Source organism: Pseudomonas sp. NPDC088368 (genome assembly GCF_044753445.1).
GTDB classification, from domain to species: domain Bacteria; phylum Pseudomonadota; class Gammaproteobacteria; order Pseudomonadales; family Pseudomonadaceae; genus Aquipseudomonas; species Aquipseudomonas bambusae.
The window spans coordinates 383,912-407,584 of the sequence record NZ_JBIVNG010000007.1 but is presented as its reverse complement, the minus strand read 5'-3'; the positions used below and the strand labels follow the sequence as shown (position 1 = coordinate 407,584).

Below are 23,673 nucleotides of genomic sequence, written 5' to 3'. Positions count from 1 at the left end.
GTATCACCATATTTCAAACGAAAAATGGAATTTCCTCGATGGATTTCAGCTCTGGCATTACGCGCCCGAATTCGCGTCGCAGCTGGCAAGGTCCTTTTGGGGGCAAGAGCGGCGGGTTTACCTTGATCGAATTGATGGTGGTCGTTGTGATCATGGGGATTTTTGCGGCGATTGCGATGCCGAGTTTTTCGGGGATGCTTCATCGGATGAATGTCAGAGCAGCAGCGGATGAGTTTTACGACCTGCTGCAATACGCCAGGGGAGAAGCCGTTACCCGTAGCAAATCCGTAAACATCAGTGCGGCCAGCGGTACGACCAACATCATCGTGAAGTTGGGCCCAGGTACGGGAACGGGTACGGTGCTGAGACAGGTCGGTGCTGGCGGTCTGCAAACCGGTGTCACCATTAACTCGGGAACCAATAGCGTCGACTTTTCGCCCACCGGCACTGCATCGACAACTGCCTGCTTTCAAATTCTCTACCCGACCGATACGGCTGTCGCAGCGCAATACGTCACGCTGTTGAGCAGCGGGCGCGTGGCCCCGCCTGTCACGATAAAGCCGAGTGGCTGCTGATGAATTTTTCTCTCCCTCATCGAAGCGACGGTTTCAGCCTGATCGAAGTGCTCGTGAGCATGATCATTATCGCCGTGGGTGTCTTGGGCATGGTCGCGCTGCAAAGCAAGGCGATTCCCTATACGCAGGACTCAACGCAGCGCAACACCGCGATCATGCTGGCGGACGATCTGATAGACATCATCCGTGCTGCGGGCACCTGCACGACTGCCAATAACTGTGTGGTCCCTCCCGGCTCGAACTTTCCGGCAGTGCCTGCCAGCTGCAACCCGACGCCGACTGCCCTCTCCGGACAGATCGGTTGCTGGTCAGCTCAAGCGGGCCGTGCGTTGCCAGGCGGTGCCGCACTGCTCAATAGCGCGTTCTATATCTGCCAGAGCGTCGCGCCAGGAGATGTCACGTCCTCAGCCTGTGGCAGCAGCAGTGCCATAAACACTGAAATCGAAATTCAGCTCGCGTGGACGGTCAAGACGGCCGCGGAATGCATGGACCCTAACGTCACCGGCACTAACACGACGTGTACCTACCGCATCAGAACCAGGCTGCGTGCACCATGACTCACCTAGCGAACTACCCCGGACTCGAGCGAAAGCAACGTGGTCTTTCCCTGATCGAGTTGATGATCGCCATGCTCATCGGCTTGTTTCTGATGCTGGGTGTCACCCAGATTTTCATCAATAACCAAAAGACTTACCTGTTTCAACAAGGTCAGGCAGGCAACCAGGAAAATGGCCGGTTTTCGCTTGCGGTGCTGAGCCAAGAGCTGAACAAGGCGGGTTACCGGAGTAAGCCCACGACACTGTTTCCAGCCGGGACTGGCCAAAACTGCACGTTCCCGGAAGGCACCTCGGTAATCGCTGTATCTGCGACATCGCTGTGCATTCGTTATCAGGCCGCAAACAAGAGTGATGTGAATTGCCAAGGGGCGGCATTGGCAAGCGGCGATCAGGACACGATTCTCATCCCCTACCGCCAGTTAAATCCGATTGTCGTTGAGAAGATCTGGTTCGATTCGGCCACAAACTCCATCAGTTGCACGACCGGCACCACGACCCAACAACTGGTCACGGGCGTCACTGCGTTGAACTTCGAGTATGGCGTGGGTGCGTTGGCCAACAAGGAGGTCACCAGCTACAGCACGACCCCGACCGACACGATTGGCGCTGTCCGGTATTCAGTGTTAATGCAGAGCCCCGGCACTGCGTCACTACGGGACAGCACAACCGCGACCTCCAAGGCATTGAGTGAGTGGAACAGCCGATTCAACGCAAGCCTGCCTGAAAGCAATCAGATCTATCAGCTTGTTCAGGGCACGACCATGATCAGGAACCAGATGCAATGAGCCTCGTTGTGGGTACGCCCTTTCGCCCGATACGCCATCATCAGAGAGGCGCAACGCTGTTGGTTGCCATCATCATGTTGCTCATTATCACGCTGTTGGCGCTTTCCAGCATGCGCGGTGTGTCGCTGGAGTCTCGCATCACCGGCAACCTGAAGATGCAGAAAACGCTATTCAACGCGGCAGAGGGCGGGTTGCGTATTGGTGAAAACAGTATCAGCCGAAACAAGGCGCCTTCGCTCGACAGCCCCTGCAACGCGGCATCCTGCTTACGCTGGATGTTGTCGGATCTGACTGCAACGGCCGGCAAAGACACACCCTCACGCTTCACGACCGCCGATGGAAACAACGTCACCAGTGTGACGACGAACTACGACGTCAAGGTTCAGTGGTATGTCGTGGATTTGGGCAACCTGGTGGGCTCCAGCATGGGTAACTGCGCCGCGTCCGGATGCGGGCCGCATCACTACGAAGTCAATGCCTGTGCGTCGACAGTACTTTGCACCAGCGACGCAACCACTCCGCGCATCATCCTGCGCACTGTCATCGCGCGGTATTACCAATGAACCTGTCCAACACAGTCAAACTGGTCGCAACACTGGTAACGCTTTTCGGTCTTTCAATCCCATCGACTCAAGCTGCGGTCAGTCAGGTCCCCGCGCAGGTTCCCCTATTCGTCAACAACTCTGTACCACCACTGAACATGCTGGTCGTCGGGCGGGACCACAAACTGTTCTTCCCAGCCTATAACGATGCGTCAGATTTGGACGGCGACGGCACCATCGATATTCGTTACAAGCCGTCGATCGACTACCTCGGCTACTTTGACTCGTTCACCTGCTACAGCTACACCAACGGCTATTTCACCGCATCGTCGAACACCACCAAAGCCGCGCTGAAAACTTGCCCAGGGACGTGGAGCGGTGACTACCTCAACTACCTGACAACCTCCCGAGCCGACGCTCTGCGCAAAGTGCTTTACGGGGGTTATCGCAGTACCGACACCGCGACCCAAACCATCCTGGAGCGTGCTTACATCCCTACGGACGCCCACACTTGGGGCAAGGAATACAACAGCCCAACCGTCGATGGTTACAACCTGTCCGACTACACACCGATTGCCAACCCGTCAGGCGGCAACCGGACGCTGTTCGCCAACAACACTCAAGTTTCAGCCCCTCTGCTGCGAGTGCTTCCGAGCATTGCCAACGTGCGGATTTTCGGTTGGGTATCCCGCGAAACGACTCAAGGTGGCACCAGAGCTACAGACACAACCACCAACCCATTCACGGACGTCACCGTAGCGCCCACGGACTACAACGTCCGGGTAGAAGTCTGTAAAAAAGATCCGAATATTCCGCTCGAAAGCAACTGCAAGGTTTACCCCAACGGTAACGCTAAGCCCACTGGCATCCTTCACGACTACGGTGAAGGCAACCAGATGTACTTCGGCCTGATGACCGGCACTTACCAGAACAACCTTCAAGGCGGCGCGATTCGCAAGGCCATCAGCAGCTTCACCAACGAGGTGGATACTTCGACTGGGATCTTCGGCACAAAGAACGCGGATGGCACCTATACCAAGGGCGGCATCATCAGTTCCCTCGACAACCTCAGAATCTCTCGTGGCGCCTGTACCACTCAGGGCAACTCTATTACCAACGGCACCTGCCAGGACTGGGGTAACCCGCTTGCAGAAATGATGTTCGAAACACTCCGCTACTTCAGCGGCGTCAATGGCACGACCCAAGCTGCACCTACAACGGCCTACCTGTCTGGCTTGAGCGACACGGCGCTCGGGTTGTCCGGTCTTTCCAGCTGGTCCAATCCCTACTCCGCCAACCCAAACCCGGACGCCACGCCGCCAACATATCCAAGCTGTTCGAAGCCGTTTCAGACGCTGTTCAGTGACATCAGCCCGACCTACGACTCGGACCTGCCCGGCAGCGCCTACGACACCAGCAACGCGCCGGCCACCACGACCGCCTTGGCCAATTTCAGTGCCTCGGGCCTCGGACAGACTATTTGGGACAATGACGTTGGCGCGGGCAGCAAGAACATCAACATCGGTCAGACGCCGACCCTGAACGACCTAGCCCCCACCGCCAAAAGCGCGTCGAGCCTTGGCAACATTCGTGGGCTGCCGGAAGAACCCGCGAAACAGGGCACGTTCAACGCAGGCGCGGTAGCCTTCTTTGGCAATACCAACCCGATCAGCTCAGTGGGTAGCCAAAGGGTTCAAACCTTCTCCATCGCGTTGTCCTCAACGCTGCCGCGAATTCAGATGCCGGTTGGTACAGGCACGATCACCTTGCTCCCGTTCGGTAAGGTGGTGAATACCAACGGTGTCACCGAGCAGATCACCGGTTTCTATATTGACTCGCTTTACAACATGCCAGGGCAGCCCTCCAACGCGAACGTTAATGGAGGCCGGGCCCAGGCGGTCTTCCGCGTGGTATTCGACGACAGTGGTCAGGGCGGCGACTACGACATGGACGCTATCGTCCTCTACACCGTGTCGGTGATAGGGTCGGGCGCTACGGCCACCCTGGATGTTCGCCTTGAGACTGCATACTCACAGGCGGGTTATGAGTCGCACATGGGTTACACAATTTCCGGCACGACTCAGGATGGCATTTATCTCGAAGTGACGGGCGGCGGCAACGGCAACCAACACTATTCACTGGACACCCCCGGCACCCAATTGCCCGGTTCTTGCGCTACGGGTTGCACCACGACTGCTACTCTGCTGCCAGGCATGAAATCGGGCAGCACGGTGGTCAATGGCGCGACCTTCAAAACGCGCAACTTCACACCATCGTCCGCGCGCTCGGTCACCAACCTCATGGACCCTTTGTGGTACGCGGCCAAGTGGGGAGGATTTGGTAACTCCAACAATACGTCGACCAGCTTGCCAGTCTCCGGGCAGTGGGACTCCAACAAATCAGGAACGCCTGACAACTACTTCCTGGTCAGCAGCGCATCGACACTGAAAGCACAACTCCAGGCGGCGTTCAGCCAGATCGTGCAGAAGAACACATCGGTGGCACCGCCCGCGGCCAGCCCACCGCCCAGTTCGACGTCTACATCCACATCGACTTACACCGACAGTTTCAACGTTACCCTGTGGAGCGGCGACCTCACAAAAAGCACCGAGAGTTATGACACTACGGGTACAACCAAATCCGTGGCGGTCAACTGGGTGGCTTCGGGCAACATACCCGCTCCAGACCGCCGAACCATAAAAATCGCGAATACGACGGGGAACGGCCTCGTCGACTTCAACTACAGCAACCTTGCAAACCGAAGCTTCGCAGGGACGAACTGGCAATATTCATCGTCGAATACATCGGGGCTTACCTCTGATCAGGTTTCGTTTATCAGAGGTGTTCGAACGCTTGAAGGCAACACAAGCACCTCGTTCCGACGGCGTCTCACGCCATTAGGCGATATCGTGAACTCTCAACCCGTGGTCGTGGGTACAGGCACGTTCGTCACTTCGATGGCGGATTCGCTGAGCGGCGCTACTAAATATGCGGCTTTTCAGACAAAGGCGGCAGCACGCCGATCTCAAGTCTACGTGGGCGCCAACGACGGCATGCTGCACGCCTTCAACACAACAACGGGCGTGGAAACGTTTGCATTCATTCCATCCGCCGTCGTTTCCAGCTTGAGCGCGCTGTCGGGCAGAACCTACAACTCTGATGCGTCATTACACCGTTTCTATGTCGATGGAACCCCGGTGATTTCCGATGTCTTTTTCAGCAGTGACAACGACTGGCACACAGTGCTCATCGGTACATTGGGTGGAGGCGGGAAAGAGGTCTTTGCCCTGGACGTGACCGACCCGGATAACATCACCCTGTTGTGGGAATTCACATCGGTAACCGATGCGGATCTGGGCTACACCTTCTCGACCCCTTACATCTCGAAATTGCACACGGGTAATTGGGGCGTGATTTTCGGCAGCGGCTACAACGGCAACAACGGCAACGCCAGCCTGTTCATTCTCAACGCAGAAACGGGCGCAAGCATCGCCAAGCTCACGACACCGGCCAGCAACCCTAAGGTGGATAACGGACTGTCGACGCCGGTCATTCTCGACTCCAACTCCGACGGGATTGCCGACTACGTCTATGCGGGCGACCTGTTAGGCAATCTGTGGCGTTTCGACCTGATCAAACCTGGTTCGTTGACCGACACTGCTGTCGCGAGCAATTACAAAGTGTCTTTCGGTGGAAAGCCGCTGTACACAGCCGCAGCGCCCACCACGGGTGCCGCTGCACAATCAATTACCACACCGCCAGTCGTCGCTCCTCATCCAACAGGTACGGGAACACTGGTCATTTTCGGCACAGGCCGGTACTTCACCTCCGCCGACAAAACGAGTACAGACCTTCAGTCGCTTTATGGTATCTGGGACCCGCTGACCACTGGACAAGCTGCGACAACACCTGCCGGCACCACCGCGCTCACCTCGCTGGGCCGCAGTAACCTTCAAGCGCAAACCCTGTCGTCGGCAAACGGCTCGATAGGCAGCGTCAGCGGGCTGCGTACGGTGACCGCGACAGGTGTGGACTGGACGACGAAATACGGCTGGTATCTGGACCTGAAAACCGGCTCGACCCTCACCGGTGAACGGATGGTCGACTTGCTGACCCTTCAAGGGAGTGTGTTATTCGTCGCCACCCGAACCCCCATTACCGGGGTGTGCGACGCAGGTGTCCAAGGCAAACGTCTCGGCTTGGACCCGAACACCGGCGGAGCAACGACTTTCTCCATTTTCGACTTTTCCCGAAACGGGATTATCGGCAGTGAAGACACCTTGGCTGGCGCCATTGTCAGCGGGTTCGACTCGACGGCTGGCGGTTTTGCGATCGTGGCGAACAATGGTCCCTCGGGGCTCTCGACCATGTATAACAGCGACGGCCCCAACAGTGCCCTTGGCGTGTTCACGGGCCTTCAATTCAACGGCCGCCAATCCTGGCGCGTGATTCCATCACCTTGAGAAACATTTGAATATGCTCATCAGATCTTCAAAACAGCGCGGATTCACGTTGATCGAACTCATGATTACGGTGGCGATCGTGGGTATCTTGGCCGCGATTGCCTATCCGTCTTACACCAAATACGTGCAGCGCGGTTATCGATCCGAAGGCATCGCCCAGCTCAATGACGCGGTGGCCAGAACTGAGCGGTTCTACGCTCAAAATAACAGCTACAAAGTCTCACTCAAATTGATCGGTCTTGTGAGCGACGATGCGACTACAACGGTGAACTCAACAAATAGTAAGTATCAGCTCAGCCTCGTATCTTCGACTACCACCGCTTATAGCTGGCAAGTGGTGCCGCAAGGCACTCAAGCCAACGACGCTTGCGGAACACTAGCCATCGACCAGGCAGGCACAAAGACATCGACCGGCGGCACCGACTGCTTCAAATAGCGAAGTCACCGCCCCCAACACCCCTGCACACTGGCATCCCCCGACATCCCCACATTGTCGCGTTTGCCAGTGTTCTCCAGCACAAACCCGCCACACTTATCCCCCGCCATCAGCGTCCCGGCCATCGGGGTCGCCACCAATTTGAACCCCTGCTCCGAACGCTCAGCCTCAATCGCATAAAACCCATTTCCCACCGACACCTCATGCTCCCGCACCGGAGGGCCTTGGGTGTTGGTGTATTGCCCTGCCGTTGAATAAAACCGTTCCAGCCTGTGGGCCTCTTCAACCAGCAAGGCCGCGATTTCGGCGCGCCGGGTTTTGCGCAGGTGTTCGGTGTAGGACGGGTAGGCGATGGCGGCTAGTATCGCGATCAGGGCGACGGCGATCAGCAGTTCGATCAGGGTGAAGCCTCGTTCGGTCATTCGCGCACCCTTCATTGCCGTTGGCGCCACAGGATGCGGCGCTCGTGGGTGTGGACGCTTTCCAGTACGGTTCGTGAGGTGCCGTGCAAACCGATGGCCGTGACACGGTAGAGTTTTTGGGGTTGATCGGGGGGCGGCATGCCGATGGGGTCTTCGGTTTCGCCGAGATGCTGGATGCCGAAGAAGCCACTTTGGCTAGCAATCCATCTCACCCCGGATGCCCCTCCGTCACCGGCGGCCAACAGCGTCAATGCTTCCGAGGGCGGCAGGCAGGCTGCAGGCGTAGGGCATTCGGGCTGCGAGAACCCGGGCGCCAGCACGCTCGCCTCGGCCGTTCGCAACACCGCCTCTGCCGCTTGAAATGAGGCGTCGCGCAATGCCAGGCCACCTGCGACTTTTTCCTGCAGCGTGGCGTTCTGCATGGACGACGTGCCCAACAATGTCAGCAGGAGCAGGAAGACCAGGCTGACGATTAACACCACTCCGCGCTGTGTGTTCATGGCTCGCTCCTTAGCCGAGGCGGTTGCGAATAGCAGCCACCAGGTTGAAGGTCTGCTCCTGCGTCCGGTCAGCGGGATCGAACAGGGTCAATGTCAGGCGCACGCTGCGAATGCGTGCGGGGTCAGGCTGATGGGTATAGCGAGCGATACCCGGCTCACTCGCCGAGTCCGCCACGCCGAACAGCACGCTGAATGCGCGAATGTTGCTCAGCAATGGTTGACCATCGAGGGTCAGTTCGTGGCGCTGCTCATTGAGTCGATACACATGTCGCTGAACCGGCAACGCGATTTCCCCTGCCTGAAGCGACGGGGCATGGCCGCGGGACCATGCCGTGGCCGAGGTGAGGCAGTCGGTGTGCACGATCCACTCATGCCACGGGCTATCCGCGCCGACGGGAGCGGTCATCACCGTAAGGGATTTCTGCCGGGCGTCCCACTGAACGGGGGTGTTAAAAGCGTCGGAAAACTTGCCGCCGACGCTGGAATCCTGCACGCGACTCAGACAGCCGAACATCCCCGCCGAGCGAATCTCCCGGACCATTTTGGCGAGAACGAAACGGGCGTCTTCCTGCAGGCTGGCGGACGCGTTCTGACTGAGGTTCGTGCTTTTGGCGGTGGTGAATATTTGCGCCAACGCCAAGGACATCACCAGACTGATCAACAGCGCCAGCATGATTTCGACCAGCCCGAATCCTCTGGTGTGGGCGGTCATGGTCCTGCGCTCCGAGCGGGTCGGATCAAACTGTCCAGGGTCAGGGTGCGTCGCACTGCGCCTTCGCCTTGGGCTCGCGAATCATTCCAGTCCACCGCGACCCTGAGTCGGGCATCGGCATGGACGACAGTTGCCTCGACATCGTCGCCCAGCATGCGGCGCAACTGATCGGCAAAATCAAACAAATCCTGATCACGGGGGTTATTGAGGTTGCCCGAACTGGGGGCTTGGCTGAGTGAACCTAGACCGTAATCAACATCGGAATTGGCGCGGACCCGTTCGAACAGGTCGTTGACGACAAAGCTGGCCTGGCTGCTCCGCATCGCGCTGTCAGTCTGCTTCAGCGCGTTGAGTTGCACGATCGCCGCGCCCAGAATGCCGATGGACAGCACCAGCAGCGCGACCAGCACCTCAATCAACGTCATACCCGTTTGCCTCGAAACGCGACTCATCGAACACCCCCATCACTCGTGCGCAGCCACCAGTGAAGCCGATCATTTGAAGGCTGCCCGACGGGTGTGTAACGCCTGTTTGCTGACACACCGACTGACAATCGATTAGCTTGCCAGGCATCTGGAATGGGGGTTTTCTAGGGCGCGATTGGGTCAGGGAGAGACAACTATGCGGCAGGCAGGACTGACGTTGATTGAGCTGCTGATTGGGCTGGTGTTGATCGGCATCGCGGCGGCACTGGCCGCTCCCTCATTTAGCGCCCTGGTGGATTCACAGCGTCGCCACGACACTGCCCAACAGTTGGTCAGCAGCCTGCGTCTGGCCAGGGTCGAGGCGATTCTACGAAGTCAGCCCGTGATCATGCAGGCGCACCAACGCTCGTGGGGTGAAGGCTGGCAGGTGTTCGTGGACACTAACCGTAACCAGTTCAGGGATGACGATGAGGTGATATTGGCCGAGCGCAGCGGGCATCGGAACGTGACGGTGGTGGGCAACGGGCGGGTGTCCCGACGCATAGGATTCGACAGCTCGGGAAGGCTGCTCAACAACACCAATGGCACGCTGGGGGTGTGCCTGAAAGACACCGCCGCCAGTCACTACCAGATCGCGATTGCTGTCACCGGGCGCGTGACGCTCCGCAGCAGCGGGTTCACCACCGAACCCTGCGCCTGACCATTTACTGAATCTGTTTGACCCGCAGTTCCTTTGGCATCGAGAACGTAATGTTTTCTTCGCGCCCCGAGAGTTCATCCGCGCCTACCGCACCCCATGCCTGTAACTGCTGAATCACGCCGCGCACCAGCACCTCGGGTGCGGACGCCCCGGCCGTGATACCAATGCGCTCAACGCCATCGAACCAGCTGCGTTGCATGTCTTCGGCACCGTCAATCAGGTAAGCCGGGGTCGCCATGCGCTCGGCCAACTCGCGCAGACGGTTGGAGTTGGAGCTGTTCGGGCTGCCCACCACCAACACCACGTCGCATTCGTCAGCCAGTTGCTTGACCGCATCCTGACGGTTTTGCGTGGCGTAGCAGATATCGTCTTTGCGCGGACCGCCAATGGCAGGAAAGCGTGCGCGCAGGGCGTCGATCACCCGGCTGGTGTCATCCATGGACAACGTCGTCTGGGTCACGAATGCCAGTTTTTCCGGGTTGACCACCTGCAGATTGGCAACGTCTTCTTCGTCCTCGACCAGATAAATCGCCCCACCATTGCTGGCGTCGTACTGGCCCATGGTGCCTTCGACTTCCGGGTGGCCTTCGTGGCCGATCAGAATGCACTCGCGGCCGTCACGGCTGTAGCGAGCGACTTCGATGTGCACCTTGGTTACCAGTGGGCAAGTGGCGTCGAAAACTTTCAAGCCACGGCCCGCCGCTTCGCTGCGCACGGCCTGGGAAACCCCGTGGGCACTGAAGATGACTATCACGTCGTCCGGGACTTGATCCAGCTCTTCGACGAAGATCGCGCCACGGCTGCGCAGGTCTTCGACGACAAATTTGTTATGAACCACTTCATGGCGCACGTAAATCGGCGGGCCAAACACTTCCAGCGCGCGATTGACGATTTCGATCGCACGGTCCACCCCGGCACAGAAGCCACGTGGGTTGGCGAGTTTGATTTGCATGATGTGCCTCGTGTCTACGCGCAATGAAACATAAAAACGAAAAGGCCCCGAACGGGGTCGGGGCCGGACGCTCTGGCAATGCTCAGAGCGCCTTCACCTCAAGGATTTCGACCTCGAACGTCAGCGTCTTGCCCGACAACGGATGGTTGAAGTCGACGGTTACCTGATCGTCGTCAAACGCCTTCACCACACCCGGCAATTCAGTATTGGCCGCATCATTGAAGATCACCAGCAAACCCTCGGAGAGCTCCATGTTCTGGAACTGCGAGCGCGGCATGATCTGCACGTTCTGCGGGTTGGGCTGACCGAAAGCGTTTTCCGGCGGGACTTCGACCTTGCGCTTGTCACCCGCCTTGAAGCCGAAAATCAGCGCTTCGAAACCTGGCAGCAGGTTGCCGTCGCCGACCCTGAAGGTTGCCGGGGCTTTGTCGAAGGTGCTGTCGACGGTGTTGCCGTCTTCCAGATGCAGAGCGAAATGCAGCGTAACTTCCGTGTTCTGACCGATGCGTGTTTCTTGAATGGCGTGTTCAGTCATGAACGGGTTCTCCGGTTTTCTTGCTCTTGAACATGTCCAGAGCAAGCATGATCGCGCCGACAGTGATCGCGCTGTCAGCAAAGTTGAAGGCCGGGAAGTACCAGCGGGTATCCCAGTGCACCAACACGAAGTCGATGACGTGACCGATGGCGATACGGTCATACAGGTTGCCCAATGCACCACCCAGCACCAATGCCAGCGCAATCGCGAGCCAGGTCTCGTTGCGACCCAACCGCTTGAGCCAGACCACCAGCACGGCACTGACCACCACGGCGATCAGGGCGAACAGCCAGCGCTGCCAGCCGGAGCTGTCGGCCAGAAAGCTGAACGCCGCGCCGGTGTTGTAGGCCAGGGTCCAGCTGAAATAGCTGGGGATGACCACGATCTGTTGATAAAGGCTAAGCGCGTTCTCGAAGTAGAACTTGCTGGCCTGGTCAATGACCACCACCAGCACGCTCAACCACAGCCAGCTCAAGCGGCCCAGACGGCCAGCCGACGCATTAGGCATAGTGACGAACCTCACCCGCGCCGCTGATGTTGTCCACACAACGACCGCAGATTTCCGGATGCTCGGCGTGCACGCCAACGTCTTCACGGAAGTGCCAGCAACGGGCGCACTTGGTGTAGCCGGATTTGACCACTTTCAGCTTCAAGCCCGCGACTTCAGTCACGACGGCATCAGCAGGAGCGCTGACAAACGGCGCTACGCTGGCTTTGGACGTGATCAACACGAAACGCAGCTCATCGCCCAACTTGGCCAGATCACCGGTCAGGTCGTCTTCGGCGTACAGCGTCACTTCAGCCTGCAGGTTGCCACCGATGGCTTTCGCCGCACGCTGGTTCTCCAGTTCTTTGTTGACGGCTGTCTTGACCGCCATGACCCGCTCCCAGTAGGCGCGGTCCAGCTCGAAGCCTTCCGGCAACTCGCTCAGGCCTTCGTACCAGGTGTTGAGCATGACCGACTCGTTACGCTCGCCCGGCATGTATTGCCACAGCTCGTCAGCGGTAAACGCCAGGATCGGCGCGATCCAGCGCACCAACGCTTCGGAGATGTGGAACAGGGCAGTCTGGCACGAACGACGGGCCTTGCTGTTGGCGCCGGTGGTGTACTGGCGATCCTTGATGATGTCCAGATAGAAACCGCCCAGCTCCTGCACGCAGAAGTTGTGCACTTTCGAGTAGACGTTCCAGAAACGGTACTCGCCGTAATGCTCTTCGAGCTCGCGTTGCAGCAGTAATGCGCGGTCCACGGCCCAACGGTCCAGCGCGAGCATTTCATCGGCCGGCAGGATGTCAGTGGCCGGGTTGAAACCGCTCAGGTTGGAGAGAAGGAAACGCGCCGTGTTACGGATACGACGGTACGCGTCAGCGCTGCGTTGCAGGATGGTTTCAGAAACAGCCATCTCGCCCGAGTAGTCGGTGGCCGACACCCACAGACGCATGATGTCCGCGCCCAGCGTGTCATTCACTTTCTGCGGCGCGATCACGTTGCCCAGGGATTTGGACATCTTGCGACCGTTCTCGTCCACGGTGAAGCCGTGGGTCAGCAGCTCGCGATACGGAGCGTGGCCATCGATGGCGCTGCCGGTCAGCAGGGACGAATGGAACCAGCCGCGATGCTGGTCGGAACCTTCCAGGTACAGGTCGGCGCGTGGACCGTGGTCGTGGCCCATCGGATGCGAGCCGCGCAGGACGTGCCAGTGCGTGGTGCCCGAATCGAACCAGACGTCCAGCGTGTCCGAAATTTTGTCGTACTGCGGCGCTTCGTCGCCCAGCAATTCAGCCGCGTCCATCTTGAACCAGGCTTCGATGCCTTCGTTTTCGACGCGTTTGGCCACTTCTTCCATCAGCTCTCCGGTGCGTGGATGCAGCTCGCCGCTTTCCTTGTTCAGGAAGAACGGGATCGGCACGCCCCAGTTGCGCTGACGAGAAATGCACCAGTCAGGACGATTGGCGATCATCGAGTGCAGACGAGCCTGCCCCCATGTCGGTACGAACTTGGTCTCTTCGATGGCTTTGACGGCGCGATTACGCAGGGTATCGCCCGACACAGGCTGCTTGTCCATGCCGACGAACCACTGCGCGGTAGCGCGGTAGATCAGCGGAGTCTTGTGGCGCCAGCAGTGCATGTAGCTGTGGGTGATGGTTTCGGTGTGCAGCAGCGCGCCGACTTCCTGAAGCTTTTCGACGACGGCCGGGTTGGCCTTCCAGATGAACTGGCCGCCGAAAAACTCCAGCGACTGCGCGTACACGCCGTTGCTCTGAACCGGGGTCAGGATGTCATCGTTGGTCATGCCGTAACGCTTGCACGTCACGAAGTCGTCTTCGCCGTACGCCGGAGCGGAGTGGACCACGCCCGTGCCCGCGCCCAACTCGACGTAGTCAGCCAGGTAAACCGGAGACAGACGGTCATAGAACGGATGACGGAAGTTGATCAGCTCCAGCGCCGCGCCCGGCGCAGTGGCCAGCACTGTGCCTTCGAGGTTCCAGCGTTTGAGGCTGGCTTCCACCAACTCTTCGGCCAGCACGAGCAGACGCTCGCCGGTGTCGACCAGCGAGTACGTGAATTCAGGGTGAACGTTGAGCGCCTGGTTCGCCGGAATGGTCCACGGGGTGGTGGTCCAGATCACGATAGCGGCAGGTTTGCTCAGGCTCGAAAGGCCGAAGGCGGCAGCGAGCTTGTCAGCATCGGCGGCCGAAAAGGCCACGTCGATGGTCGACGACTTCTTGTCCTGGTATTCAACTTCCGCTTCAGCCAGCGCCGAACCGCAATCGAAGCACCAGTTCACGGGTTTGAGCCCCTTGAACACGAAACCGTTCTTGACCATTTCTGCCAGCGCACGGATTTCTCCGGCTTCGTTGGCGAAGTCCATGGTGCGATACGGGTTGGCCCAATCGCCCAGCACGCCCAGACGAATGAACTCGGCTTTCTGGCCTTCGATCTGCTCGGCAGCGTAGGCGCGGCACAGTTCGCGGGTCTTGTCCGCGGGCAGGTTCTTGCCGTGGGTGACTTCGACCTTGTGTTCGATCGGCAGGCCGTGGCAGTCCCAGCCCGGAACGTAGGGCGCGTCAAAGCCCGAGAGCGTCTTCGAACGGACGATCATGTCCTTGAGAATCTTGTTGACCGCATGACCGATGTGAATATTGCCGTTGGCGTACGGAGGACCGTCGTGCAGTACGAACTTTGGACGATCCTTGCCAATTTCACGCAGCTTCTGGTACAGGCCAATGCTGTCCCAGCGCTGCAGAGTTTGCGGCTCGCGCTGGGGCAGGCCGGCCTTCATCGGGAAGGCGGTGTCCGGAAGATTAAGCGTGGCTTTGTAATCGGTCATTTCAGGCTCTAGGTTAGCGGTTGACCATGCCCCAATGGGCACGGGCGGCAGCGACGTCCGCATTGATCGCCGTCTTAAGCGCCTCAAGCGAGGCGAAACGCTGCTCATCACGCAGCTTTTGGTGGAAGACCACCGTCAGGCGCCGGCCATAGATATCACCGGCAAAATCCAGAAGATGTATTTCAAGGTGAGGGCGTCCATCCCCCGCCACGGTTGGCCGCACGCCAATATTGGCAACACCCGGCCAGACCTTGCCGTCGATGTGCGCACTGACCAGGTAAACCCCGGTCAACGGCACGCGGCGGCGTTTGAGCTGCACGTTGGCAGTGGGCGTACCCAACTGACGCGCCAGCTTCTGGCCATGCAGGACACGGCCGGTGATCTCGAATGGACGACCCAGCAAACGTTCGGCAAGGGCAAAATCGCCGGCAGCCAGGGCATTACGCACCTTGGTGCTGCTGACGCGTTCGCCTTCGATCTCTACTGTCTGCGCCGCTTCGACCGTGAAGCCTTTTTCGGCACCGACCTTTTGCAGGAACGCGAAATCGCCTACCCGGTCGCAGCCAAACCGGAAATCGTCACCGACCTCCAGATGCTTGACGTTCAGACCGCCGATCAACACGGTGTCGACAAACTCGGCAGCGCTCAATTTGCTCAACCGCTGGTTGAATGGCAGGCAAAGCACCAGGTCAACGCCCTCGGCTGCCAACAGATCGAGCTTGTCTCGTAGACGAGCCAGACGCGCGGGGGCCGTCTCCGGCGCGAAGAACTCACGCGGCTGCGGCTCGAAAATCACGACGCAACTGGGCAGGCTCAATTCCACGGCGCGCTCGCGCAGTCGCGCCAGGATAGCCTGGTGACCACGATGAACGCCGTCGAAATTGCCAATGGTGGCGACGCAGCCCCGATGCTGGGGGCGCAAGTTGTGAAGGCCTCGAACCAGCTGCATAACGCGCTTCTTGCTCATAAAGTGGCCGATTATAACCACACACTGCCGTCAACGACAGGCGACACATTCAGCCAAATAGCAACAATCGGCGTTAACCGGCAAAAACCGACGATTGATCCTACATGATCGCCTTGCGGGCGAAATCCTTGAGGCGAAAACCCAACAGCAGCAACATCCCGAAATAAGCGACGACACCGGCTGCAACCAGCCCGCCCAACCGGATAAAACGTTCGAGCATCTGCCCGTCGGACCACGACGGCATGACCTGCATCAGGCCCAGCAGGACCGCAGACATCACGGAAACCGCCACGAGCAGCTTGACCAGAAACACCGGCCAGCCTGGCTGCGGCTGATACAAATCCTGTTTGCGCAGCTGCCAATAAAGAAGCAACGCGTTCAGACACGCGCCCATGCTGATCGCCAGCGCCAGTCCCGCATGGGCCAATTGCACGCCGTACACAAACAAAACGTTGAACGCCTGAGTCACTATGAGGGTGAAGACAGCGATTTTCACCGGCGTGCGAATATTTTGTTGAGCGTAGAAGCCGGGGGCCAGCACTTTGATCACGATGATGCCGAGCAGCCCGACGGCGTAACCGATCAGCGCACGCTGAGTCATGGCGGCATCGTGGCCATCGAACTTGCCGTACTGGAACAACGAGATGGTCAACGGCTCGGACAGCAACCCCAGCGCCAGGGTGCAAGGCAGTACCAGCACGAAACACAGGCGCAGGCCCCAATCCAGAATCCGCGAATACTCTTGACGGTCCCGGCTGGCGTACGTCTTGGAAAGAATCGGCAGCAGGATCGTCCCCAAGGCCACACCCAACACGCCCGATGGCAACTCCATCAGGCGGTCGGCGTAGTACATCCACGAGACCGAACCGGCGGCCAGAAACGACGCGAAAATAGTGTTGATGATCAGGGAAATCTGACTGACCGACACACCCAGCATCGCCGGCAGCATCTGTTTCATCACACGCCAGACGCCTGCGTCCTTCAGGTTCAGCCTTGGCAATACCAGCATGCCGATCTTCTTGAGGTGCGGCAGTTGATACAACAGCTGCAGCAAGCCGCCCGCCAGCACCGCCCATCCCAAGGCCATGACCGGCGGGTGAAAATACGGGGTCAGAAACAGTGCGAAGAAGATCATCGCCAGATTAAGCAGCGTCGGCACGAAGGCCGGAACGGAGAACCGGTTCCAGGTGTTGAGGATGGCCCCCGCCAGCGACGACAGCGAGATGAGCAATATATAAGGAAAGGTCACCCGCAGCAGATCGGAGGTCAGCTGGAATTTTTCCGGCGTGTCGGCAAAGCCCGGCGCAGTCGCCCAGATCACCCAAGGTGCGAATAGGATGCCCAGCACCGTCACCAAAGCCAGCGCCAAGGTCAGCAATCCCGTGACATAAGCGACAAATGTGCGGGTCGCCTCCTCTCCCTGCTGACTTTTATATTCCGCGAGGATCGGGACAAACGCTTGAGAGAACGCACCCTCGGCGAAAATCCGGCGCAGAAGGTTGGGCAATTTGAAGGCGATGAAGAAGGCATCTGTTGCCATTCCTGCCCCAAAAGCACGGGCAATGATGGTGTCGCGGATAAAACCCAGAACCCGCGAAAGCATTGTGATAGAGCTTACGGCGGCGAGTGACTTGAGTAGATTCATCGAAAGGTTGTGCGCCCGACCAAAGGAAGCGCCATAGCGCGTTCCATTTATGCGATACTCCGCGCCGCAAAACAGCACTGAGCCAAAACCCGCGAGTTTACAGGTCGCACGCCGGAAAGAAATCACCTCGGCATCATACGGCGACCACTCAGCGGAACGCATCAACTGCCCTTGACAAGCATCAAACTCATCGGCATGATTCGCGGCCTATTTTGTTAGCTATTTCCCAAGTCTTTCGAGGAGCTCGACGGTGGCCAACACACCTTCCGCCAAAAAACGTGCAAAACAGGCTGAGAAGCGTCGCAGCCACAACGCCAGCCTGCGTTCCATGGTTCGTACCTACATCAAGAACGTAGTGAAAGCCATCGACGCCAAAGACGCTGCTAAAGCGCAAGCTGCTTATGTTCTGGCCGTGCCAGTTATCGACCGTATGGCCGATAAAGGCATCATCCACAAGAACAAAGCTGCTCGCCATAAGAGCCGCCTGAACGGTCACGTCAAGGCTCTGAACCAAGCTGCAGCCTAAGCGACTGTTTATTAAAAAACCGACCTCAGGGTCGGTTTTTTATTGCCTGCGATTTGGCAGCACATCCTTGCGCCTACCGAGTTGGCGCAATCTCGTCACGGTGCAGGCGCGGGCGCCCAGGGCAGGATCGGAATCGCGGTCACCGCATTCTGCGGGCTGCCCTCAATCACACGATCGCTGTAGACCAGATACACGAGCGTATTGCGCTTCTTGTCGAGGAAACGCACGACTTGCATGGTCTTGAACACCAGCGATGTGCGCTCCTTGAACACCTCATCACCATCCTTGAGCTCACCCTTGAAGTGGATAGGCCCAACCTGGCGACAGGCAATCGACGCTTCCGCGCGGTCCTCTGCCAACCCTAACCCACCCTTCAGGCCACCGGTCTTGGCGCGCGACAGATAGCAGGTCACGCCATCGACCTTGGGATCGTCAAACGCCTCGACCACAATCCGGTCGTTGGGGCCGACGAATTTGAACACCGTCGAAACCTGACCAATCTCTTCAGCCGACGCCAGCACGGGCAACATCAGCAGCGCACCCAGCATTCCTTTTACGAATCGCATTGCAGCTTCCTGTTCAGAGAGCCTGACTCACACCAGAATCAGGTTGTCGCGATGAACCAGCTCGGGTTCAGCTATATAACCCAACTCCTTCACGATGGAGTCGGAGGACAGTCCGATAATCTTCTGCGCTTCAAGCGCGCTGTAGTTGCTCAGCCCGCGAGCAACTTCGCGACCGTCCGCCGCAACACACACCACCATCTCGCCGCGACGGAAACTGCCCTGCACCACCTTCACCCCTACAGGTAGCAGGCTCTTGTGGCTTTCAGTGAGGGCCTTGACCGCTCCATCATCCAGCACCAGCGTGCCGCGAGTCTGCAAGTGCCCCGCCAGCCACTGCTTGCGCGCCGCCAACATCTCGCGCTCGGGCGACAGCAGCGTACCCAACCGCTCACCCGCCTTGAGGCGTGCCAGCACGCGCTCGATGCGACCACCGACGATCACCGTGTGCGCACCCGAACGCGCCGCCAGACGCGCCGCACGCAGCTTCGTCTGCATGCCACCGCGCCCCAGCGCCCCGCCAGTACCGCCCGCGACGGCATCCAGCGCCGGATCATCGGCACGGGCTTCGTAGATCAATTGGGCTTCAGGATTATTGCGTGGGTCGGCGTCGAACATGCCGTCACGATCCGTGAGAATGACCAGCAGATCGGCTTCGACCAGGTTGGCCACCAACGCCGCCAGCGTGTCGTTGTCACCGAAGCGGATTTCGTCTGTCACGACCGTGTCGTTTTCGTTGATGACCGGCACAACACCCAATTCGACCAGCGTGCGCAGGGTGCTGCGCGCATTGAGGTAGCGCTTGCGGTCGGACAGGTCGTCATGGGTCAGCAGAATTTGCGCGGTATGACGGTCATGCTCAGCGAAGCTCGATTCCCAGGCCTGCACCAGCCCCATCTGACCAATCGCCGCCGCCGCCTGAAGCTCATGCATGGCACTCGGTCGCGCAGCCCAGCCCAGTCGACTCATCCCGGCCGCTACCGCGCCAGACGAAACCAGAACCAGCTCGACGCCCGCCTCATGCAGCGCCACCATCTGCTCGACCCAAACACCCATCGCGTTGCGATCAAGACCCTTGCCGTCCGCCGTCAGCAGCGCACTTCCGATCTTCACAACCCAACGCTGGGCACCTGTCACCTTGCTCCGCATGATCTTTCAACCTTAAGCCAGAGAGTACAAATCCAAGATACTAAAACGCCGCTGATTTCAGCGGCGTTGTAGTTTACTTCAGTCGATCACTCACGGACGTAAATGATTTCCGGACCGTCTTCATCGTCCTCGAAATCTTCATCCCAATCGTCATCGCCCATGTCATGCACGCTCTTGACGCCACTACGGCGCAGTGCACGCTTGTCGTCCAGCGCCTGCAACTGTGCGCGGGCCTCGTCTTCAATGCGCTGATCCAGCTCGGCCAGCTCTTCGGCATAGGCCGGGTCATTGGCCAGACGATCAGCACGATCCTCCAGATAACGCATGATGTCGTGACTCAGACGCTCGGTGCCCTGTTTGGCAATCGCCGCGATCATGTACACCGGGCCGGTCCAGTTCAGACGCTCGACAATCTGCGCCTTGACCGCCTCATGCTGATCTTCCGACAGCATGTCGCACTTGTTCAGCACCAGCCAGCGATCGCGATCCGACAGCGCCGGGCTGAACTTGACCAGTTCGTTGACGATCACTTCCGCCGCATCGGCAGGATCGCTTTCATCCAGCGGCGCCATGTCGACGAGGTGCAGCAGCAGGCGAGTACGCGCCAAGTGCTTGAGGAAGCGAATGCCGAGACCCGCGCCATCGGATGCGCCTTCGATCAGGCCCGGGATGTCGGCGACGACGAAGCTCTTCCAGCGGTCAACACTGACCACGCCCAGGTTCGGCACCAGCGTGGTGAAGGGGTAATCGGCGACTTTCGGCTTGGCGGCCGACACCGAGCGAATGAAGGTGCTCTTGCCCGCGTTCGGCAAGCCCAGCAGACCGACGTCCGCCAGCACTTTCATTTCCAGTTTCAGGTCACGCTGCTCACCCGGCTTGCCCGGCGTCGTCTGACGCGGTGCACGGTTGGTACTGGATTTGAAGCGGGTGTTGCCCAGACCGTGCCAGCCGCCATGAGCCACCAACAGGCGCTGACCGGCTTTGGTCAGGTCACCGATGATTTCCTGGGTGCTGGCGTCGATCACAGTGGTGCCGACCGGAACGCGCAGGACCAGATCTTCACCCTTGCGGCCGGTGCAATCCGTGCTGCCGCCGTTCGAACCACGCTCGGCATCGAAATGACGGGTGTAGCGATAGTCGACCAGAGTGTTGAGGTTCTCGTCGGCGATCATGTAGATCGAGCCGCCATCACCACCATCACCACCGTTGGGACCACCGTTTTCGATGAATTTTTCGCGACGGAAGCTCATGCAACCGTTGCCGCCGTCACCGGCCTTCACCCGAATGGATACTTCATCAACAAATTTCATAACGCACGCCTCCCGTCACAAAGACGAGCAAACAACATAAATTCATAAGGCTCTTGCAAAGATGAGCGTTGCGATACCGATCAAAAACCAGCGACTTCACACCACAACGGCCCACACAAACAGCTTTGCAAGAGACTCACCAAAAACCAAAGCTTCTACAAACGAAAAAGCCCTGTCATCGACAGGGCTTTTTTGCTCGGACGGCGTGAGCGCGAGAACGCACCCGAACCACCCGAGACTGCAAGATTATGCCGCGGCTTGAGCCTTAGGCACGATGCTTACATAGCGACGACCGAAGGCGCCTTTGACTTCGAACTTGATCACGCCTTCGACTTTAGCGAACAGAGTGTGATCTTTACCCATGCCAACGCCGTAACCAGCGTGGAATTGGGTGCCGCGCTGACGCACGATGATGTTGCCCGGAATGATTACCTGGCCACCGTACATCTTGACGCCAAGACGTTTGGCTTCTGAGTCGCGACCGTTACGGGTACTACCACCAGCTTTTTTGTGTGCCATGAGTTCAATACTCCTATTAGGGTATCAGGCTGAAATTCAGGCCTGGATACCGGTGATTTTGATCTCGGTGAACCACTGGCGGTGGCCCATACGCTTCATGTGGTGCTTACGGCGACGGAACTTGATGATGCGGACTTTATCGTGACGACCTTGGGAGATCACTTCAGCCACAACGGTAGCACCGGCAACAACTGGAGCACCGATATTGACGTCGTCACCATTGGCAACCAGCAGAACGCGGTCGAAGGTCACGGTTTCGCCAGTAGCGACTTCCAGCTTTTCAATTTTCAGGTATTCACCTGGGGTGACTTTGTACTGCTTGCCACCGGTAACGATTACTGCGTACGACATGGTATTTCTCCGAAAATCCTGCTCACCCAGCGCTTTATAAGAAGAGTATCGGCTGGCATGGCTGCATGGGGCTGGAAAGGCTCGTCATGCAATTGCGTAAGGCAGGTGCTGCCCAGGAAAGTTAGGGTGCGCGATTGTACGCAAGCCGCGAACGCCTTGCAAGCGGCGTTACGTCACGCCTTGACAGGGTGGGGCCTGCGACCTAGCATGCCGCGCAACCCTTCTGGAGCACGTCTCGCTGATGCAACCCCAAGCCTTCTACCGCGCTGTGGCGGACGACTTTACAGCCGTCGACCACATTATCAAGAAGCAGCTGACATCGCGCGTGCCGCTGGTCTCGAAAATCGGCGACTACATTACCTCAGCTGGCGGCAAACGTCTGCGTCCGTTGTTGGTGCTCCTGTGCGGCAAGGCGCTCGGCAGCGGTGGCGACAACCTGCGCCTGCTGGCGGCCACCATCGAATTCCTGCACACCGCGACCCTGTTGCACGACGACGTCGTTGACATGTCCGGCATGCGCCGTGGCCGTTCGACCGCCAACGCCATGTGGGGCAACGCACCCAGCGTTCTGGTCGGCGACTTCCTTTATTCCCGCTCGTTCGAAATGATGGTCGAGCTGGGTTCGATGCCGGTCATGAAGATCCTTTCGAAAGCCACTCGCGTCATTGCGGAAGGCGAAGTGCTGCAACTGTCCAAGGTTCGGGACGCCAGCACCACCGAAGAAACCTACATGGAAGTGATTCGCGGCAAGACGGCCATGCTGTTCGAAGCCTCGACCCACAGCGCCGCCGCCCTGGCCAATGCAAACCATGACCAGAGTGAAGCGTTGCGCACGTTTGGTGACCATCTGGGCATCGCGTTCCAGCTGGTCGACGACCTGCTCGACTACCGCGGCGACGCCGAGACCATGGGCAAGAACATTGGTGACGACCTGGCAGAAGGCAAACCGACCCTGCCCCTGATCTACACCATGCGCGAAGGCACGCCTGAGCAAGCAGCATTGGTGCGCAAGGCGATTCAGAAAGGCGGCCTGGAAGACCTGGATGCCATCCGTGAAGCGGTCGAGCAATCAGGCTCGCTGGACTACACGGCACAATTGGCCCGTGACTATGTGGCTCGTGCCATCGCCTGCCTGGATGTGCTGCCTGCCAGTGAGTACCGCGATGCACTGATCGAACTGAGCGAATTCGCCGTCGCCCGCACACACTGATACGCGCACGGCTCCACAAGAAAGCCCGTCCATGCGACGGGCTTTTTCGTTCTGACGCCGAAAGCCTTGTAGGAGCCGGCTTGCTGGCTCCTACAAAGGTTGCCCAGGGTGAGGATAAACGGTAGCGGACGCCCAGCATGACTCAGATCAGTTCCACCGCCAAAATGCGAATTAATCTCAAATAGCGCCTTGCTATTCTTCAGATAAGAATTATTCTCATTGAAACATTTCAAGGAGAACGGACATGACCTATCTGATCGACGCATGGCTGGATCGGCCACACCCTTACCTGCGTATCCTGCATCGCGAAACCGGGGAGGTGTGCGCCGTGCTGGAAGAAGACGCGCTGGATGAATTGCGAGATCAAGGAGATCTGGACGTGAACAGCCTCAGCTCATGCGAACCGGGGATTCAAAAGGAGATGGTGCGCAGCCTGTTCCTGTTCTGCTATGCCCGAGCGTTGCGCCCGGCATGCGAACTTCACTGATCAGCTGCAA

Annotated in this window: 26 protein-coding genes; 11 read left to right on the top strand and 15 right to left on the bottom strand. The window is 58.7% G+C overall.

The genetic code is table 11. From position 1 onward, the window contains the following. Positions 1–38 precede the first annotated feature (38 nt). The 6 genes from ACIQAL_RS17975 to ACIQAL_RS17950 are packed head-to-tail and all read left to right on the top strand — an operon-like array spanning position 39 to position 7,358. Positions 39–575: a GspH/FimT family pseudopilin gene (locus tag ACIQAL_RS17975; protein ID WP_401147801.1), complete on the top strand. Its 537-nt coding sequence runs from the start codon at positions 39–41 to the stop codon at positions 573–575. Beyond that, the gene (pilV, locus tag ACIQAL_RS17970) at positions 575–1,132 is read left to right on the top strand and encodes a type IV pilus modification protein PilV (RefSeq protein ID WP_401147798.1); all 558 of its coding nucleotides are present in this window, start codon (positions 575–577) and stop codon (positions 1,130–1,132) included. Before ACIQAL_RS17975 ends, pilV (ACIQAL_RS17970) begins: the two co-directional genes overlap by 1 nt. Beyond that, positions 1,129–1,917, top strand: coding sequence for a PilW family protein (locus tag ACIQAL_RS17965; RefSeq protein ID WP_401147795.1), 789 nt, complete (start codon positions 1,129–1,131; stop codon positions 1,915–1,917). Before pilV (ACIQAL_RS17970) ends, ACIQAL_RS17965 begins: the two co-directional genes overlap by 4 nt. Continuing rightward, on the top strand, positions 1,914–2,480 hold the full coding sequence (locus ACIQAL_RS17960) for a PilX N-terminal domain-containing pilus assembly protein (RefSeq protein WP_401147793.1): 567 nt from the start codon (positions 1,914–1,916) through the stop codon (positions 2,478–2,480). Before ACIQAL_RS17965 ends, ACIQAL_RS17960 begins: the two co-directional genes overlap by 4 nt. Continuing rightward, positions 2,477–6,922 (top strand): pilus assembly protein, encoded by a 4,446-nt coding sequence (locus tag ACIQAL_RS17955; protein WP_401147790.1) that lies wholly within the window; start codon positions 2,477–2,479, stop codon positions 6,920–6,922. The genes ACIQAL_RS17960 and ACIQAL_RS17955 overlap by 4 nt, the downstream gene beginning before the upstream one ends. A gap of 13 nt (positions 6,923–6,935) precedes the next feature. Further along, positions 6,936–7,358, top strand: a complete 423-nt coding sequence (locus ACIQAL_RS17950) for a type IV pilin protein (RefSeq protein ID WP_401147865.1) — start codon at positions 6,936–6,938, stop codon at positions 7,356–7,358. Positions 7,359–7,363: 5 nt separating this feature from the next. On the opposite strand, the gene ACIQAL_RS17945 is transcribed toward ACIQAL_RS17950, so the two are convergent. Genes ACIQAL_RS17945 through pilV (ACIQAL_RS17930) form a run of 4 tightly spaced genes read right to left on the bottom strand, consistent with a single transcriptional unit; the run spans position 7,364 to position 9,444 of the window. After that, positions 7,364–7,780 carry a type IV pilin protein gene (locus tag ACIQAL_RS17945; protein WP_401147787.1) on the bottom strand — a complete coding sequence of 139 codons (417 nt, stop codon included), beginning with the start codon at positions 7,778–7,780 and terminating at the stop codon, positions 7,364–7,366. Between the two features lie 11 nt (positions 7,781–7,791). Continuing rightward, a complete protein-coding gene (locus ACIQAL_RS17940; RefSeq protein WP_401147785.1) occupies positions 7,792–8,280 on the bottom strand; it encodes a PilX N-terminal domain-containing pilus assembly protein in 489 nt (162 codons plus the stop codon). Positions 8,281–8,290: 10 nt separating this feature from the next. After that, the gene (locus ACIQAL_RS17935; protein WP_401147782.1) at positions 8,291–8,992 is read right to left on the bottom strand and encodes a PilW family protein; all 702 of its coding nucleotides are present in this window, start codon (positions 8,990–8,992) and stop codon (positions 8,291–8,293) included. Next, a complete protein-coding gene (pilV, locus tag ACIQAL_RS17930) occupies positions 8,989–9,444 on the bottom strand; it encodes a type IV pilus modification protein PilV (RefSeq protein WP_401147780.1) in 456 nt (151 codons plus the stop codon). The genes ACIQAL_RS17935 and pilV (ACIQAL_RS17930) overlap by 4 nt, the downstream gene beginning before the upstream one ends. Before the next feature lie 169 nt (positions 9,445–9,613). On the opposite strand from pilV (ACIQAL_RS17930), the gene ACIQAL_RS17925 reads away from it, so the two are divergent. After that, positions 9,614–10,117 carry a GspH/FimT family pseudopilin gene (locus ACIQAL_RS17925; RefSeq protein WP_401147778.1) on the top strand — a complete coding sequence of 168 codons (504 nt, stop codon included), beginning with the start codon at positions 9,614–9,616 and terminating at the stop codon, positions 10,115–10,117. A gap of 4 nt (positions 10,118–10,121) precedes the next feature. Here the strand turns inward: ACIQAL_RS17925 and ispH are convergent, their stop codons facing one another. The 5 genes from ispH to ribF form a co-directional block, all read right to left on the bottom strand. Then, complete coding sequence (gene ispH / locus ACIQAL_RS17920) at positions 10,122–11,069, bottom strand: 4-hydroxy-3-methylbut-2-enyl diphosphate reductase (RefSeq protein ID WP_341960087.1); 948 nt, start codon at positions 11,067–11,069, stop codon at positions 10,122–10,124. An 82-nt stretch (positions 11,070–11,151) separates the two neighbouring features. Continuing rightward, complete coding sequence (fkpB, locus tag ACIQAL_RS17915) at positions 11,152–11,604, bottom strand: FKBP-type peptidyl-prolyl cis-trans isomerase (RefSeq protein ID WP_401147775.1); 453 nt, start codon at positions 11,602–11,604, stop codon at positions 11,152–11,154. Next, positions 11,597–12,112, bottom strand: a complete 516-nt coding sequence (gene lspA / locus ACIQAL_RS17910; protein WP_166598380.1) for a signal peptidase II — start codon at positions 12,110–12,112, stop codon at positions 11,597–11,599. Before lspA ends, fkpB begins: the two co-directional genes overlap by 8 nt. Then, the gene (gene ileS / locus ACIQAL_RS17905; protein ID WP_401147772.1) at positions 12,105–14,936 is read right to left on the bottom strand and encodes an isoleucine--tRNA ligase; all 2,832 of its coding nucleotides are present in this window, start codon (positions 14,934–14,936) and stop codon (positions 12,105–12,107) included. Before ileS ends, lspA begins: the two co-directional genes overlap by 8 nt. A gap of 13 nt (positions 14,937–14,949) precedes the next feature. Next, positions 14,950–15,885 carry a bifunctional riboflavin kinase/FAD synthetase gene (ribF, locus tag ACIQAL_RS17900; RefSeq protein WP_166598378.1) on the bottom strand — a complete coding sequence of 312 codons (936 nt, stop codon included), beginning with the start codon at positions 15,883–15,885 and terminating at the stop codon, positions 14,950–14,952. On the opposite strand from ribF, the gene ACIQAL_RS17895 reads away from it, so the two are divergent. Further along, on the top strand, positions 15,793–16,011 hold the full coding sequence (locus ACIQAL_RS17895) for a hypothetical protein (RefSeq protein ID WP_401147873.1): 219 nt from the start codon (positions 15,793–15,795) through the stop codon (positions 16,009–16,011). The genes ribF and ACIQAL_RS17895 overlap by 93 nt on opposite strands. On the opposite strand, the gene murJ is transcribed toward ACIQAL_RS17895, so the two are convergent. Continuing rightward, positions 16,004–17,548: a murein biosynthesis integral membrane protein MurJ gene (murJ, locus tag ACIQAL_RS17890; protein WP_401147770.1), complete on the bottom strand. Its 1,545-nt coding sequence runs from the start codon at positions 17,546–17,548 to the stop codon at positions 16,004–16,006. The two genes, ACIQAL_RS17895 and murJ, sit on opposite strands and share 8 nt — an antisense overlap. A gap of 250 nt (positions 17,549–17,798) precedes the next feature. Here murJ and rpsT point away from each other — a divergent pair, with 250 nt between their 5' ends. Continuing rightward, entirely contained in the window at positions 17,799–18,074 is a 276-nt protein-coding gene (rpsT, locus tag ACIQAL_RS17885; RefSeq protein ID WP_166598376.1) for a 30S ribosomal protein S20, read from the top strand. A 95-nt stretch (positions 18,075–18,169) separates the two neighbouring features. Here the strand turns inward: rpsT and ACIQAL_RS17880 are convergent, their stop codons facing one another. From ACIQAL_RS17880 to rplU, 5 genes are all read right to left on the bottom strand, one after another. Continuing rightward, entirely contained in the window at positions 18,170–18,640 is a 471-nt protein-coding gene (locus ACIQAL_RS17880) for a CreA family protein (protein WP_166598375.1), read from the bottom strand. Between the two features lie 27 nt (positions 18,641–18,667). Continuing rightward, positions 18,668–19,786, bottom strand: a complete 1,119-nt coding sequence (gene proB, locus ACIQAL_RS17875; protein ID WP_166598374.1) for a glutamate 5-kinase — start codon at positions 19,784–19,786, stop codon at positions 18,668–18,670. Positions 19,787–19,872: 86 nt separating this feature from the next. Further along, positions 19,873–21,096, bottom strand: coding sequence for an Obg family GTPase CgtA (cgtA, locus tag ACIQAL_RS17870; protein ID WP_166598373.1), 1,224 nt, complete (start codon positions 21,094–21,096; stop codon positions 19,873–19,875). A 246-nt stretch (positions 21,097–21,342) separates the two neighbouring features. Continuing rightward, complete coding sequence (rpmA, locus tag ACIQAL_RS17865) at positions 21,343–21,615, bottom strand: 50S ribosomal protein L27 (RefSeq protein ID WP_166598372.1); 273 nt, start codon at positions 21,613–21,615, stop codon at positions 21,343–21,345. A gap of 36 nt (positions 21,616–21,651) precedes the next feature. Continuing rightward, complete coding sequence (rplU, locus tag ACIQAL_RS17860; protein ID WP_401147765.1) at positions 21,652–21,966, bottom strand: 50S ribosomal protein L21; 315 nt, start codon at positions 21,964–21,966, stop codon at positions 21,652–21,654. A 241-nt stretch (positions 21,967–22,207) separates the two neighbouring features. Here rplU and ACIQAL_RS17855 point away from each other — a divergent pair, with 241 nt between their 5' ends. Continuing rightward, positions 22,208–23,176 (top strand): polyprenyl synthetase family protein, encoded by a 969-nt coding sequence (locus ACIQAL_RS17855; RefSeq protein ID WP_166598371.1) that lies wholly within the window; start codon positions 22,208–22,210, stop codon positions 23,174–23,176. Between the two features lie 244 nt (positions 23,177–23,420). Then, on the top strand, positions 23,421–23,663 hold the full coding sequence (locus tag ACIQAL_RS17850) for a hypothetical protein (RefSeq protein WP_166598370.1): 243 nt from the start codon (positions 23,421–23,423) through the stop codon (positions 23,661–23,663). Positions 23,664–23,673 lie beyond the last annotated feature (10 nt).

What these genes read in the sequence shown, in the direction of transcription:
- ACIQAL_RS17975 (WP_401147801.1), top strand. Translation starts at nt 39, where the DNA reads ATGGATTTCAGCTCTGGCATTACGCGCCCGAATTCGCGTCGCAGCTGG.
- pilV (WP_401147798.1), top strand. Translation starts at nt 575, where the DNA reads ATGAATTTTTCTCTCCCTCATCGAAGCGACGGTTTCAGCCTGATCGAA.
- ACIQAL_RS17965 (WP_401147795.1), top strand. Translation starts at nt 1,129, where the DNA reads ATGACTCACCTAGCGAACTACCCCGGACTCGAGCGAAAGCAACGTGGT.
- ACIQAL_RS17960 (WP_401147793.1), top strand. Translation starts at nt 1,914, where the DNA reads ATGAGCCTCGTTGTGGGTACGCCCTTTCGCCCGATACGCCATCATCAG.
- ACIQAL_RS17955 (WP_401147790.1), top strand. Translation starts at nt 2,477, where the DNA reads ATGAACCTGTCCAACACAGTCAAACTGGTCGCAACACTGGTAACGCTT.
- ACIQAL_RS17950 (WP_401147865.1), top strand. Translation starts at nt 6,936, where the DNA reads ATGCTCATCAGATCTTCAAAACAGCGCGGATTCACGTTGATCGAACTC.
- ACIQAL_RS17945 (WP_401147787.1), bottom strand. Translation starts at nt 7,780, where the DNA reads ATGACCGAACGAGGCTTCACCCTGATCGAACTGCTGATCGCCGTCGCC.
- ACIQAL_RS17940 (WP_401147785.1), bottom strand. Translation starts at nt 8,280, where the DNA reads ATGAACACACAGCGCGGAGTGGTGTTAATCGTCAGCCTGGTCTTCCTG.
- ACIQAL_RS17935 (WP_401147782.1), bottom strand. Translation starts at nt 8,992, where the DNA reads ATGACCGCCCACACCAGAGGATTCGGGCTGGTCGAAATCATGCTGGCG.
- pilV (WP_401147780.1), bottom strand. Translation starts at nt 9,444, where the DNA reads ATGAGTCGCGTTTCGAGGCAAACGGGTATGACGTTGATTGAGGTGCTG.
- ACIQAL_RS17925 (WP_401147778.1), top strand. Translation starts at nt 9,614, where the DNA reads ATGCGGCAGGCAGGACTGACGTTGATTGAGCTGCTGATTGGGCTGGTG.
- ispH (WP_341960087.1), bottom strand. Translation starts at nt 11,069, where the DNA reads ATGCAAATCAAACTCGCCAACCCACGTGGCTTCTGTGCCGGGGTGGAC.
- fkpB (WP_401147775.1), bottom strand. Translation starts at nt 11,604, where the DNA reads ATGACTGAACACGCCATTCAAGAAACACGCATCGGTCAGAACACGGAA.
- lspA (WP_166598380.1), bottom strand. Translation starts at nt 12,112, where the DNA reads ATGCCTAATGCGTCGGCTGGCCGTCTGGGCCGCTTGAGCTGGCTGTGG.
- ileS (WP_401147772.1), bottom strand. Translation starts at nt 14,936, where the DNA reads ATGACCGATTACAAAGCCACGCTTAATCTTCCGGACACCGCCTTCCCG.
- ribF (WP_166598378.1), bottom strand. Translation starts at nt 15,885, where the DNA reads ATGCAGCTGGTTCGAGGCCTTCACAACTTGCGCCCCCAGCATCGGGGC.
- murJ (WP_401147770.1), bottom strand. Translation starts at nt 17,548, where the DNA reads ATGAATCTACTCAAGTCACTCGCCGCCGTAAGCTCTATCACAATGCTT.
- ACIQAL_RS17880 (WP_166598375.1), bottom strand. Translation starts at nt 18,640, where the DNA reads ATGCGATTCGTAAAAGGAATGCTGGGTGCGCTGCTGATGTTGCCCGTG.
- proB (WP_166598374.1), bottom strand. Translation starts at nt 19,786, where the DNA reads ATGCGGAGCAAGGTGACAGGTGCCCAGCGTTGGGTTGTGAAGATCGGA.
- cgtA (WP_166598373.1), bottom strand. Translation starts at nt 21,096, where the DNA reads ATGAAATTTGTTGATGAAGTATCCATTCGGGTGAAGGCCGGTGACGGC.
- rpmA (WP_166598372.1), bottom strand. Translation starts at nt 21,615, where the DNA reads ATGGCACACAAAAAAGCTGGTGGTAGTACCCGTAACGGTCGCGACTCA.
- rplU (WP_401147765.1), bottom strand. Translation starts at nt 21,966, where the DNA reads ATGTCGTACGCAGTAATCGTTACCGGTGGCAAGCAGTACAAAGTCACC.
- ACIQAL_RS17855 (WP_166598371.1), top strand. Translation starts at nt 22,208, where the DNA reads ATGCAACCCCAAGCCTTCTACCGCGCTGTGGCGGACGACTTTACAGCC.
- ACIQAL_RS17850 (WP_166598370.1), top strand. Translation starts at nt 23,421, where the DNA reads ATGACCTATCTGATCGACGCATGGCTGGATCGGCCACACCCTTACCTG.